9 protein-coding genes are annotated in these 12,998 nt (G+C 66.5%); 8 read left to right on the top strand and 1 reads right to left on the bottom strand.

Annotated elements, in window-relative coordinates; genetic code table 11:
- Window positions 1-95 precede the first annotated feature (95 nt).
- From tipF to ACZ5M6_RS06560, 4 genes are all read left to right on the top strand, one after another.
- Entirely contained in the window at window positions 96-1,370 is a 1,275-nt protein-coding gene (gene tipF / locus ACZ5M6_RS06575; RefSeq protein WP_464159965.1) for a flagella assembly cyclic-di-GMP phosphodiesterase TipF, read from the top strand.
- A gap of 194 nt (window positions 1,371-1,564) precedes the next feature.
- Window positions 1,565-2,434, top strand: a complete 870-nt coding sequence (locus ACZ5M6_RS06570) for a TIGR01459 family HAD-type hydrolase (protein WP_395941933.1) — start codon at window positions 1,565-1,567, stop codon at window positions 2,432-2,434.
- 39 nt (window positions 2,435-2,473) lie between these two features.
- Window positions 2,474-2,935: a MaoC family dehydratase gene (locus ACZ5M6_RS06565; RefSeq protein WP_152949699.1), complete on the top strand. Its 462-nt coding sequence runs from the start codon at window positions 2,474-2,476 to the stop codon at window positions 2,933-2,935.
- Entirely contained in the window at window positions 2,935-3,873 is a 939-nt protein-coding gene (locus ACZ5M6_RS06560; protein ID WP_333896189.1) for a bifunctional riboflavin kinase/FAD synthetase, read from the top strand. The genes ACZ5M6_RS06565 and ACZ5M6_RS06560 overlap by 1 nt, the downstream gene beginning before the upstream one ends.
- Window positions 3,874-3,910: 37 nt before the next feature.
- Here ACZ5M6_RS06560 and ACZ5M6_RS06555 read toward each other — a convergent pair whose 3' ends face one another.
- Entirely contained in the window at window positions 3,911-4,438 is a 528-nt protein-coding gene (locus tag ACZ5M6_RS06555; RefSeq protein WP_336970330.1) for a gamma carbonic anhydrase family protein, read from the bottom strand.
- A 312-nt stretch (window positions 4,439-4,750) separates the two neighbouring features.
- Between ACZ5M6_RS06555 and ACZ5M6_RS06550 the strand changes: the two genes are divergently transcribed.
- From ACZ5M6_RS06550 to ACZ5M6_RS06535, 4 genes are all read left to right on the top strand, one after another.
- The gene (locus ACZ5M6_RS06550; protein WP_228186548.1) at window positions 4,751-5,542 is read left to right on the top strand and encodes a PhoH family protein; all 792 of its coding nucleotides are present in this window, start codon (window positions 4,751-4,753) and stop codon (window positions 5,540-5,542) included.
- A gap of 425 nt (window positions 5,543-5,967) precedes the next feature.
- Window positions 5,968-8,214, top strand: a complete 2,247-nt coding sequence (locus tag ACZ5M6_RS06545; RefSeq protein ID WP_464160104.1) for a beta-glucosidase — start codon at window positions 5,968-5,970, stop codon at window positions 8,212-8,214.
- 48 nt (window positions 8,215-8,262) lie between these two features.
- A complete protein-coding gene (locus tag ACZ5M6_RS06540; protein ID WP_287395050.1) occupies window positions 8,263-11,397 on the top strand; it encodes a TonB-dependent receptor in 3,135 nt (1,044 codons plus the stop codon).
- Window positions 11,398-11,468: 71 nt separating this feature from the next.
- A complete protein-coding gene (locus ACZ5M6_RS06535) occupies window positions 11,469-12,998 on the top strand; it encodes a tryptophan halogenase family protein (protein ID WP_464159964.1) in 1,530 nt (509 codons plus the stop codon).

Here is a 12,998-nt window from a genome sequence, read left to right as displayed (position 1 = left end):
AGTTTCGCCGGGCTATTTGCAGCCCGGCTCTAGCCGAACGCCATTGATAGCCTGATACTCAGGCGATTCCATCCGGGAGTGGCCACCGCCAGCCGATGCGCAACCTGACCACGGGCTTTCTCTACTTCGCCTATCTGTTCCTCGGCATGACCGTGGGGGCCTTCCTGTGGCGTGCGGGTTTGGGCGCCGGCGCAGGCGTGGCGGGGGCGATCGGGGCGCTGGGCCTGTTGGGCGCCTTCCACGGCATCGTCACCGGCATGGCGGCGCGCCGCGCTCTGAAGAAGGAAATCGACCAGGTGCGCGAGGCGCATCGGCTGCTGGCCGATGCGATGGAATCGACCCAGGGCGCCCTGACCGAACTGGCCCAGGCAATCGAAAGCGGCGCCTTGTCGGACACTGACGCCCTGACCGGCGAGGTTCGGATGCTGGAGACCCTGGTCCAGCAGATGAGCGACAGCATCGACCAGCGTCTGGCCAGCGCGCCCAATCTGGGCGTCGAGACCTTTGAAGGCCGCCGCCAGGCCCAGTCCAACGTTCTGCTGCGGACCATCCACGAGGCGCTTAGCCAGGGGCGGGTCGATCTCTATCTCCAGCCCGTCGTCTCCCTGCCGCAACGCCGCACCCTCTTCTACGAGAGCTTCACCCGCCTGCGCGACGCCTCCGATCGGGTGATGATGCCGGCGGAGTATCTGTCCCTGGCGGAGGGCGAGGGCCTGGTGCCCGCGATCGACAATCTGCTGCTGTTCCGCTGCGCCCAGATCGTGCGCCGGTTGTCGCGCCATGACCGCAAGGTCGGGGTCTTCTGCAACGTCGCCCTGACGTCCCTGGGCGACGAGACCTTCTTCCCGCGCTTCCTGGACTTCCTGAACGAGAACCGCGACCTGAACCAGGCCCTGATCTTCGAACTGGGTCAGGCGACCTTCGACGCGCGCGGCGCGGTCGAGGCTCGCAACATGGCCAAACTGGCGGACCTGGGCTTCCGCTTTTCGCTGGACAAGGTCCAGACCCTGGACCTGGACTTCGCCGATCTGCAGCGCTCGGACGTGAAGTTCATCAAGGTGGCGGCCGATCTGCTGATCGAACAACTGCTGGACCTGGACGGCGGGGCGCCCTTGCGCTCCATGCCCGACATTCAGGCGGCGGACTTCGCCGCCCTGACCCGCCGCTACGGCGTCGAGGTGATCGCTGAAAAGGTCGAGGCGGAACGTCAGGTCGTCGACATCCTCGAACTGGATGTCGCCATGGGCCAGGGCCATCTGTTCGGCGAACCCCGCGCCATCAAGGAACAGGTGCTGGCCGAGACCGACCCTCCGGCCGACTTCATGCGCTCGACTCTGCGCACGGCGGAGCAGCGTCGCCGGTTCAGCTGATCGCCCCATGTCTATCACCTCCCCATGACATGGGGAGGTGGCGCGGCGCGCCTTCCGCGCCGTGACGGAGGGGTTCTTTCCGCACCCCAGGCGCCTCTGCGGTGTCAAGAGCCGCTCCACCGCTTTGCGGTCCCCCTCCCCATTTCATGGGGAGGAGACTTTCGTCAGCCCGTCGGAGCAGCTACTCAGCGCCCATGACCCTCCCCCACGCCCTGCCCCATCTCGAAGCCGTCGCCGGCGACTACGACATCCTGCTGTGCGACGTCTGGGGGGTGATCCACAATGGACGGGAGAGCTGGGCGGGTCCGTGCGAGGCCCTGACCCGGTTCAACGCCCAGGGCGGCCATGTGGTGCTGATCTCCAACTCGCCGCGTCCGGCTTCTGACGTCGTCGCCCAGCTGGACGGTCTGGGCGTGCCGCGTGAGGCGTGGAAGGCCTTCGTCACCTCGGGCGACGCGACCCGCGCCGAACTGGCCAAGCGCGCCCCCGGCCCGGCCTGGATCGTCGGGCCCGAACGCGACGCTCCCCTGTACGCCGGTCTGAACCTGGCCCGGACCGACAGCGCCGAGGACGCCGCCTTCATCTCCGTCACCGGCCCGGTCGACGACACGGTGGAGACGCCGGAGGACTATCGTGAACGACTGGCTGTCGGCGCGGCGCGGGATCTGGAGCTGATCTGCGCCAATCCGGATCGGGTGGTCCAGCGCGGCGATCAGCTGATCTATTGCGGCGGGGCCTTGGCCGACCTCTATGAGGCCTTGGGCGGCCGGGTCGTCATGGCCGGAAAGCCTTTCGGCCCCATCTACGACCTGGCCTTGAGAGAGGCGGAACGTCTGCTGGGACGGCCCGTGGACCGGTCGCGCGTCCTGTGCATCGGCGACGGGGTCGTGACCGACGTCATGGGGGCCAATGCGCAAGGCCTGGACTGCCTGTTCATCGCGCAAGGGATCCACGGCGACCAGGCCAGGGGCGAGAACGGAAGCCTCGACCCCGCCCGCGCCGGCGAACTTCTGAAGGCTGAAACAACATATGCGCGATACGCCGCGCTCGAACTGGCCTGGTAAGGCTCGCCATTTTGTCGCACCGCCGCTAAAGCCTGATCCATGGTCGAATTGGTTCAGCAACATCCGTCCGGCGGCTACATCCTGGACGAGCTTCACATCGGCATGGCGGCCGAAAAAATCGTCGTGGCGACGGAGGACCGGATTCGGCTGTTCGCCGAGGCGTCCGACGATTTCAACCCGGTGCATCTGGACGAGGCCTTCGCCTCCAAGACCGCCTACCGCGGTCGCATCGCCCACGGCCTGCTCAGCGCCTCCTTCGGCTCGGCCGTGGTCGGCACCATCCTGCCGGGGGCGGGGTCGATCTACATCTCCCAGACCCTGGCCTTCCATCAGCCGGTGCGGATCGACGATGTGGTCCGTATCCGGATCACCGTGATCGAGGTCGAGGCCGAGAGCGCGCGGGTCAAGCTGAGCTGCGAAGGCTTCGTCGGCGAGACGATGATCATGGACGGGATCGCCGTGGTTCGCGTTCCGCGCCGGCGCAAACCGTCCCAGCGCTGATGCGGAGTACGCGTATTTGGCGCGACTGGCGCGACCTGCCGGAAGCCCTGAGGGGCGCGTCGGTCGCGGTCGGCGCCTTCGACGGCGTGCATCGCGGGCACCAGGCGGTCATTGCAGGGGCCAAGGCCGCCGCCGAACGGCTGGGCGCCCCGCTGGGCGTGGTCAGTTTCGATCCCCATCCGCGCCGCTGGTTCCAGCCCGAGGCCGCGCCCTTTCGCCTGATGACCGCCGACCAGATGGCGCGGGCTCTGGCGCCTCTGGGGGTCGACATCCTGTATCTGCTCCCTTTCGACGGCGAGATGGCGGGCATGAGCGACGCCGACTTCGCCGAACAGGTGCTGGCCCAGGGTCTGGGCGTGCGACACGCCGCCGTCGGCTTCGACTTCACCTTCGGCAAGGGGCGGTCCGGCTCGCCCGAGGCGCTGCGGGCCTATGGCGAGCGGCTGGGCTTCACGGTCTCGGTGGCCGAACGCCTGGACGACGCCGACGGGCTGAAACTGTCGTCCAGCGCCGTGCGCGAGGCCCTTAAGGCCGGAGACATGGACCGGGCCGCCGCCATACTGGGCCGCCCCTTCGCCATCCAGGGCGAGGTGATCCACGGCGACAAGCGCGGGCGCACCATCGGCGTGCCGACCGCCAATATCGCCTTGGGCGACTACATGCGTCCGGCCTACGGCGTCTATGCGACCCGCAGCCGCCTGCCTGACGGCCGGCTGGTTGACGGCGTCGCCAGCCTGGGCGTGCGGCCCATGTATGCGCTGGAGACCCCGCTCTTGGAGGTCTGGCTGTTCGACTTCGACGGCGACCTTTACGGCCAGACCCTCGAGACCGACCTGATCGCCTGGCTGCGCGGCGAAGAAAGCTTCGAGGGGTTGGAAGCATTGAAGGCTCAGATCGACGCCGATGCGGCGGCGGCGCGGGCGGTTCTGGCTTCCTGATGTCCACTCATCACGGCGAAAGCCGGGATGAGCGAGATTAGAGCGGGCGCAACTCCGCCGCAAACCGTTTCCAGTTCTGCACATAGTGCTCGGCCGACATCTGCAGCACGGCGATCTGGGCGGGATCGCGGTCGCGCACCACCTTGCCCGGCTGGCCCACCACCAGACTGTTGTCGGGAATGACCTTGCCCTCGGTCAGCAGGGCGTTGGCGCCGATGATGCAGTTGCGGCCGATCTTCACCCCGTTCAGCACCACCGCCCCAATCCCGACCAGACTGTAGTCCCCGACTTCGCAGCCGTGCAGCATGGCCTTATGCCCGACGGTGACGCCCCGGCCCAGGGTCAGGGGCGAGCCCATGTCGGTGTGCAGGACGCTGCCGTCCTGAATATTGGTGTCGGGGCCCACGGTGATCGGCTCATTGTCGCCGCGCAGCACCGCCCCGAACCAGACGCTGGCGTTGACGTGCAGAATCACGTTTCCAATCACGGATGCGTTCGGCGCCACCCAGTATTCGCCCTGCGGCGGAAACTGAGGTTTGCTGTCGCCCAATGCGTAAATGGTCATCAGAATGCCGCCTAATCTTCGAAAATTGAGGGCTTTAACAGATTTCTAACCACGATAGCATCTAACTGTTGATGCGATTCGAGGGTCGCCATTTCGGCCCCGGATCCGAAGCCGGATCAAGCCCGGTCCGGTCAGTTGTCGGGGCTTTCGCTTGGCGCGTTGGGATCCTGGTTCGGTTGTTCGGGAACGGGTTCAGCCCGTTTTGGACGGCCCGGCCGTTGATCCCGGTGGTCGCTGCGGCGCAGGCCGCGACCCCTTCCTCCCCAAGACCAGCCAAGGCGGAACCCGTGTGGGTCCGCCTTTTTTCATGCCCTGGAGGCGTCCATGACCAAGCGTGCGGCAATGAAGCGTCAGTCCCGTGAAAACGGACTCCTGGATTCGCGAGAGTTCATGGAGGAATCAAAGGTGCGGCGCCTGCACGCCCCCCACAACGAACGGTCAGGTTGGTCGCCCTATCCCAACAACGACGACCGCGAGCAGGGCTATCTGAAGACGCTGAAGCCCAAGTCGGACGGTCAGCACGAACTGATGGCGGCCATCGACGCGCACAATCTGGTCATGGCCCTGGGGCCGGCAGGGACCGGCAAGACCTATCTCGCCGTCGCCAAGGCGGTCGAGGCGCTTGAGGCCGGCAAGGTCGGCCGCATCGTCCTGAGCCGCCCCGCCGTCGAGGCCGGCGAATCGATCGGCTTCCTGCCGGGTGACATGGAGGACAAGCTGGCCCCCTATCTGCGCCCGCTCTACGACGCCCTGTCGGACCGGCTGTCGATGAAGCGGGTCAAGGCCCTGATGGCCGAGGGCCTGATCGAGATCGCCCCCATCGGCTACATGCGCGGCCGCACGCTGAACAACGCCTTCATCGTCGTCGATGAAGCCCAGAACTGCACCTATGTGCAGCTGAAGATGCTGCTGACGCGCCTCGGCTGGCATTCGACCATGGTGGTCACGGGCGACCCCCACCAGTCGGACCTGCTGCCCGGCGTGTCCGGCTTGGCGGATATTTCCGCCAGGCTGGAGGCGGTCGACAACATCGCCGTGGTGCGTCTGGCCGAACGCGACATCGTCCGCCACCCGCTGGTGGCCTCGATGATCGGGGTGCTCTGAACGCCCTGCGGGTCTGAGTAGAGGGAGGGCCGGCGTCCCAGTGCGCCGGCCCTCTCTTTTTGCGCGCCCGTCGCCCTATCCGCAGAAGGGCCCTGAAACGACATGTGAACTGGGGGTGTCATAACCACGTTCGATCATGGCCGTTTCGTGTTGTGAACGCTCTCAATCCATGCTTACCTGTTCATGCGAGGGGCCGAAGAGTCTCCGCACAGGGAGCGGAAAGTTGACGGCCTCTCCAGGTCGTCGAACCTCGGCGTCGAAGACGCTATCCGCAAACAGGATCGAAAAGCCTGCGACAGCAGGCGATGCTGTCGGCTGCCCGCCGCCATCATCGATCCTGTGCGGCGCATCCCAACTCTTGTCCTGACGGCGGTCGCCGTCGCGCAATCGGTTCGGGGCGTCTCTTGAAGTTTTCCAAGTCCTTGATGATCAGCCGTCTCGCCCTGGCCTTCGCCGTGGGCGTGACGCCCGCCGGCGCACTCGCGCAGCCGGCGCAGTCTGCGCCCCAGACGGAGACGGCCGCCGCCCAATCGCGCGCCGACGCCCTGCTGGCGCGAATGACGCAGGACGAAAAGCTTCAGCTGATCCACGGCTATTTCCCGCCCATGGCGGCGCGGACGCCGGGCGCCCCAGTCGCCGACATGATTCCCTCGGCCGGCCACATCCCGGGAATTCCCCGCCTGGGCATACCCAATCTGCGCGAAAGCGACGCCAGCCTGGGCGTCGCCAACCAGGTCGAGCAGCGCAAGGGCGACGTCGCCACCGCCCTGCCCTCCAGCCTGGCGACCGCCGCCACCTTCGATCCCGAGATCGCCTACGCCGGCGGGGCCATGATCGGCTCGGAGGCGCGGGCCAAGCGGTTCAACATCCTGCTGGCCGGCGGGGTGAACCTGACGCGCGATCCGTGGGCCGGACGGAATTTCGAATATCTGGGCGAGGATCCTCTGCTGGCCGGGGTCATGGCCGGGGAGCATATCCGCGGCGTCCAGTCGAACAGGATCGTTTCGACCATCAAGCATTTCGCCTTCAACGCGCAAGAGACCGGGCGGATGATCATGGATGCGCGGCTGGACGAGGCGGCCCTGCGCGAAAGCGACCTCTTGGCCTTCCAGATCGCCATCGAGCGGGGGAACCCCGGCTCGGTCATGTGCGCCTACAACAAGGTCAACGGCGACTGGGCCTGCGAGAACGACTTCCTGCTGAACCAGGTGCTGAAGCGCGACTGGGCCTATGACGGCTGGGTCATGTCGGACTGGGGCGCGGTCCATTCGACCGAGAAGGCGGCCCTGGCGGGTCTGGACCAGGCCTCGGGCCAGGAACTGGACCGGGCCCTCTATTTCGACGCGCCGTTCCGCGAGGCCCTTGAGGCCGGACGTATCCCCGAGGCGCGGCTGGACGACATGGTGCGCCGCCTGCTGGTTGGCCTGATCCGGACCGGGGTGCTGGACGCGCCCGTGGTCACGACCGAACAGCCGATCGACTACGCCCGAAACGCCGAGGTCGCCCAGCGTGCGGCCGAAGCGGGGATCGTCCTGCTGAAGAACGAGGGCGGGGTTCTGCCCCTGGCCAAGACAGCGAAGCGGATCGTGCTTATCGGCGGCCATGCCGACGTCGGGGTGCTGTCGGGCGGCGGATCGTCCCAGGTGCGGTCGGTGGGCGGGGCGCCGGTCGAGATCCCCCTGACCTCGGGGGCCGCAGCCTCGTTCGCGCGGATCACCTGGCATGCGTCGTCGCCGCTGAACGCCATTCGGGCGATCGCCCCGGACGCGACCGTGACCTATGTCGACGGCAAGGATCCGGCGGCTGCGGCCGCAGCGGCGCGAGCGGCGGACGTCGCCGTGGTCTTCGCCACCCAGTGGACCACCGAGGCCCAGGACGTCGAGAGCCTGTCCCTGCCTGACGGACAGGACGAGCTGATCGAGGCGGTCGCGGCCGCCAACGACAAGACCGTGGTGGTGCTGGAGACCGGCGGGCCGGTGCTGATGCCCTGGCTGGAGAAGACCCCGGCGGTGATCCAGGCCTGGTATCCCGGCCAGCGCGGCGGCGAGGCCATCGCCCGCATCCTGTTCGGCGAGGTCAATCCGTCGGGCCGTCTGCCGATCACCTTCCCCGCCTCGGCGGATCAGGCGCCGCGCCCGACGCCGCCGGGCCTCGAGGCGCTGAAGAGCGCCGAGGCCGCAGCCGCCGCCAATCCCGGCGCGCCCCAGGCCGGCGAAATCCAGGGCTTCGTGGTGGATTATCCGGAAGGCTCGGACGTCGGCTACCGCTGGTACGAACGCGAGGGCAAGACGCCCCTGTTCCCGTTCGGATATGGTCTCAGCTACACAAGCTTCGCCTATTCCAACCTGGCGGCGTCCAGCGCAGACAAGCTCAGCGTCAGCGTCGATGTGACCAATACCGGCGCGCGAGCCGGCGCCGAGGTTGCGCAACTCTATGTCGCTTCGGGCGATCGGCCCCGCCGTCTGGCCGCCTTTGCGCGGGTGAACCTGGCGCCGGGCGAGACGCGCCGCGTCACCCTGACGGCCGAGCCCCGCATCCTGGCCGAATACGACACCGCCCTGCCCGGCTGGCGCATCACGCCGGGCGATTACCGCATCACCGTCGCCCGCGACGCCGCCGAGCCGGGGTTGAGCGCGACGACCACGCTTTCAGGGTCGACCATCAAACCTTGAACCAATGCCGCACAACAAAACGCGGCGCCACCGAGGAGGGAGAAAGAGATGAGAATCCACAAGAGGCCCATGGTTGCGGCCTTGCTGGCGAGTTCGGCGCTGGTCGCGCCGGCCTACGCCCAGACGGGGACCCAGACCGCTGAACCGGCGGCGACGCAGGAGCCGACCGAGGTCGGCGAAATCGTCGTGACCGGCATCCGCGCGTCGCAGACCCAGTCGATCAACGTCAAGCGCAACGAGACCGCTTTGGTCGATGCGATTTCGGCCGAAGACATCGGCAAACTGCCTGACGTCACCGTGGCCGATGCCCTGCAACGCATCGCCGGCATCCAGATCCGCCGCACCGCAGGTGAGGGCTCCACCGTCAACATCCGCGGCCTGCCGCAGGTTGTGACCCTGCTGAACGGCGAACAATATCTGAGCCCCGGCAACCTGGGCAGCGCCCAGCCGAACCTGAACGACGTGCCGTCGCAGCTGATGAGCTCGATCGTCGTATTCAAGTCGCAGGACGTGACGAACGCCCTGTCCGGCATCTCCGGCACCATCGATCTGCGCACCCGTCGTCCGATGGACTTCAGCTACGGAACGACCGTCACCGGCGCCGCCGAATACCAGACGGGCGAACGCACTCGTCAGGACGACTACCTGATCAACGGCCTGCTGAACTGGCGCGGCGACCGCATGGGCGTCATGGTCTCGGGCGTGCTCAGCAATTCGAACCTGGGCAATAACTACGCGGGCACCGCCGGCAGCCTGTTCGGCAGCAACGACTGGGGCGGTTCGGGCAACGCTTGGCTGGCGCCCCACGGCTACGAAATGTTCAACCGCGTGGTCGAGCGCGAACGGGTCGGTCTGAACGCCGCCTTCCAGTTTGACATCGAAGACGGCATTCGTCTGACGGCCGAGGCCTTCTACACCAAACAGGACGAGTACAATCGCGCCGCCGGCCTGAACGTCTCCAACCGCTGGAGCGGGCTGGGGTGGACCACCCCGACCGAGTCGACCGACACGGGCCTGGGTTGGCTCGACGTCGAGGAATATGATCTGGACGCCTGGTGGGTGAACTCCTTCACCGTCAACCGCGTCACCAACAATGAGTCCAAGAACTTCAACCTGGAGCTGGACTACGACAAGGGCGGTCCCTTCACCTTCAATGCGCGGGCGATCAAGGCCGAGGCCTCGCTGCTGAGCATGAACGGTCAGGTCCAGGGCGACCTGTCCAACTGGGAGTACGGATCGGACCGCGCCTTCACCCTGTTCCGCCAAGCGGCGGACCGCACCCGCGGCACCTTCTACCCCGCCTCGATCGCCGCCCTGTATCCGGCCTCACGCTATTCCAACAACGTCGTCGGCAGCCAAGGCGGTCGCTACATCACGCCGAACCCCTTCGGTTATGGGGCGGACCCGCAACTGCATATCGATACCGGCGGTTCGAAACTGGCCTGGAGCGGGTTCGAAAACAACATCGTCGGCGGCTTGGGCAATGTGCCGCTGAGCCAATATATGTCGAACCTCGATTCCTACACGGTCGGGGCCTATTCATCCGAAGGCAACCAGCGCAACAACTCGGACCTGACCGTTGTCCGTTTCGACGGCTCGTATGAGTTCCAGGAGCGCCCTGCTTTCGGCTTCCTGACCCGCGTCGACGCCGGGGTTCGCCACAGCGGTCGCGAGGTGGAGATCACCAACTTCCATCTGTTCTCGGACTTCTACGCCAATGCCGGCGCCGGCAACCAAGCGGGCTGCTCGGCCCAGTGGAAGGCCATCGACGTCGTGATGGACAATCCGCAGTGCCAGTCTGGCGAGTTCGTGACTAACCCCGGGTTCAATCCGGCCTTGGCGGTTGCGACCACGCCCAGCAGCTGTACGGCCGGCACGGTGGCCAACGCCCCCACCTGCTTCCAGGGCTATACCGTCAACCGCCCCACGCTGCTGCGCGAAAACAACAATACCTACTTCCTGACCGACTTCGGCTCGGTCGCCTCGGGCATTCCGGGGGTGTGGGTGGCTGATCCGCGCGATTTCGACGACCCCCGCGCCTTCCAGCAACGGGTCTTCGGCAACGCCTATGACGTCATCATTCCCGGCAACTCCTATGACGTCGATCTGTATGAGGACAGCGCCTATCTGAACGGCGCCGTCGAGTTCGGCGCCCTGCACGGCGACGTGGGCGTGCGGATGGTCCGGACCGAGCTTCGGGTCCGTCAAAATCAGACCGGCGACGTGCGCGCCTATGGCGACACGAACAACGATGTCGGCGACACGATTTCGAGCCGCAGCTACACGGACTGGCTGCCGTCGGTGAACCTGGCCTACGACTTCAGCGACAAGCTGCGTCTGCGGGCCGCCTACGCCAAAACCATGATCCCGCTGGATCTGGGCAACTACGGCGGCGGCGTCACCATATCCACGGCGGACTCCCAAGGTCCGACGCCCGCCGATCCGACCGCTCCGCCCGTCGGCGTTCGTCGGGTGACCGGGGCCACCCTGTCCGGAAGCCCGGACCTTGACCCTTGGCGTTCGGATAACTTCGATCTGGCGCTGGAGTACTATTACGGCCCGGCGACGATGTTCAACATCGCGGCCTTCCGCCTGAACATCGATAGCTTCGTCACCCGCGCCACCGTCCCCCAGAGCGGGTCATATGCGGACGGCGATGGCGTCATCCGCAGGCTGGTGGACGTCAACCGTCCGGTACAAGGCGACGGCGGCCAGCTTCAAGGCATCGAAATAGGCGCCAAGATCGGTCTGTCGGATTTCATCGACACGCCCATCTGGTCCGATTTCGGCTTCGACGGCAGCTACACCTTCTCGGACAGCTCCTCCAACTCGACGGCCCTGAACGGGGACGAACTGCCGTTCCAGGACAACTCGAAACACTCGCTGAACGCCGCCGTCTGGTACCAGGGCGACAAGCTTCAGGCGCGGGTCGCCTGGAACTATCGCACGCCGCGCCTCAACAGCACGTTCGGCAGCATCCCGATCTATCAGGATACGTCGCAATACGTGGATGTGAACGTGACCTATGACGTCAACGACATGGTCACGGTTTACGCCAACGGATCGAACGTCCTGGGCGAAATCGAGGAGTACTACCTCGAGTTCAAGCCGGGTGCGGAACAGTTCCAGAGCCGCAACGAGTTCGAGCCGCGCTACACCATCGGCGTGCGCGCTCGCTTCTGATCTCTTCCTGAGCAGACTGGCCGGCGGCATTCGTGTCGCCGGCCTCTTTTTTCGCGTATTGGGATCAGGCCATGGATGAGATCGACGATCCTCGCATCCGTTCCGTCGTCATCGTGGGCGGCGGCACCGCCGGCTGGATGACGGCTGCGGCCCTGGTCCAGCATTTCCGCAGCACGCCGCTGAAGATCACCGTGGTCGAGTCCTCCGACATCGGCACGATCGGCGTGGGCGAGGCGACCATTCCCACCATCCGTCGGTTCTATGGGCAGCTGGGTCTGCGCGACGACGACGTGATGCGCGCCACCCAGGCGACCTGCAAACTGGGCATCCGCTTCATCGACTGGTCCGGGCCGGGCTCGGACTTCATCCATCCCTTCGGCCTGTACGGGCAGGACGTGAAGGGGATCGGTTTTCATCATTACTGGCTGAAGCAGAAGCGCGCGGGCGACCCCGCGCCGCTGGCGGCCTATTCCTTGGGCGCGTCCCTGGCCGCCGGGGGCAAGTTCATCCAGCCCTCGCCCAATCCGCCGTCGCAGCTGTCGGTGTTCGACTGGGCGCTTCATCTGGACGCCGGCCTGTTCGCCCAACATCTGCGCGCCTATGCAGAGGCTGGGGGCTGCGCCCGGATCGACGCCCGCATCCGCTCGGTCGAACTGCGTCCCGAGGACGGTTTCGTGCGGGCCCTGACCCTGGACGACGGACGCGAGGTCGAGGGCGATCTGTTCGTCGATTGCTCGGGCTTCAAGGGGCTGGTGATCGGCGAGGCCCTGGGCGTCGGGTTCGAGGACTGGGGCCGCTGGCTGCCTTGCGACGCCGCCTATGCGGTGCAGAGCAAGAACCGCCCCGGCGACGCCCCCGCCCCCTTCACCCGTGTCACCGCCCGGTCGGCCGGATGGCAATGGGGGATTCCGCTGCGCCACAGGGCCGGCAACGGCCTGGTGTTTTCCAGCGCCCATCTGAGCGACGATCAGGCCCTGGCCGAGCTCATGCCCCATCTGCTGGGCGATCCGCAGACGGAGCCCCGGCGCATTCCCTTCCGCCCCGGCCGGCGGTCGCAGGCCTGGGCCAAGAACTGCGTCGCCATCGGCCTGTCGTCCGGCTTCCTGGAGCCGCTGGAGAGCACCAGTATCGCCCTGATCGAGACGGGCATCGAGCGACTGAAGGCCCTGTTCCCCGACCGCCGCTTCGCCCAGCCGATCCTGGACGAGTTCAATGATCAGACTGCGCGGGAGATGGAGCGGGTGCGGGACTTCATCATCCTGCACTACAAGCTGAACCGGCGGACCGACACGGACTTCTGGCGCGACTGCCGCGATATGGCCGTCCCCGAGACGCTGGAGCGCAAGCTCGCCCTGTGGACCGCGCGGGGCCAGTTCGTCCGCTATCGGTGGGAGATGTTCCACCCGGCCAGCTGGCTGGCCATCTATGACGGCTTCGGCCTGTATCCCGACCATTACGACCCCGCCGTCGACGCCATGGACCCGGCCTATCTGGCGCGCAGCCTGGCCGAGATGCGGACCAATATCGCCGACTTCGTCGCTCGGACCCCCGATCACGCCCAATTCCTGGCGGGTCTCGATCCCGCCGCCTCAGCCGCATGA

The sequence above is a fragment of the Brevundimonas sp. Br13 genome, assembly GCF_055391505.1.
Note: the sequence above shows the minus strand (reverse complement) of the source record. Positions and strands in the feature narration are given on the sequence as shown.

Coding starts and splice junctions, on each gene's coding strand:
- tipF (WP_464159965.1), top strand. CDS start 96: ATGCGCAACCTGACCACGGGCTTTCTCTACTTCGCCTATCTGTTCCTC.
- ACZ5M6_RS06570 (WP_395941933.1), top strand. CDS start 1,565: ATGACCCTCCCCCACGCCCTGCCCCATCTCGAAGCCGTCGCCGGCGAC.
- ACZ5M6_RS06565 (WP_152949699.1), top strand. CDS start 2,474: ATGGTCGAATTGGTTCAGCAACATCCGTCCGGCGGCTACATCCTGGAC.
- ACZ5M6_RS06560 (WP_333896189.1), top strand. CDS start 2,935: ATGCGGAGTACGCGTATTTGGCGCGACTGGCGCGACCTGCCGGAAGCC.
- ACZ5M6_RS06555 (WP_336970330.1), bottom strand. CDS start 4,438: ATGACCATTTACGCATTGGGCGACAGCAAACCTCAGTTTCCGCCGCAG.
- ACZ5M6_RS06545 (WP_464160104.1), top strand. CDS start 5,968: ATGATCAGCCGTCTCGCCCTGGCCTTCGCCGTGGGCGTGACGCCCGCC.
- ACZ5M6_RS06540 (WP_287395050.1), top strand. CDS start 8,263: ATGAGAATCCACAAGAGGCCCATGGTTGCGGCCTTGCTGGCGAGTTCG.
- ACZ5M6_RS06535 (WP_464159964.1), top strand. CDS start 11,469: ATGGATGAGATCGACGATCCTCGCATCCGTTCCGTCGTCATCGTGGGC.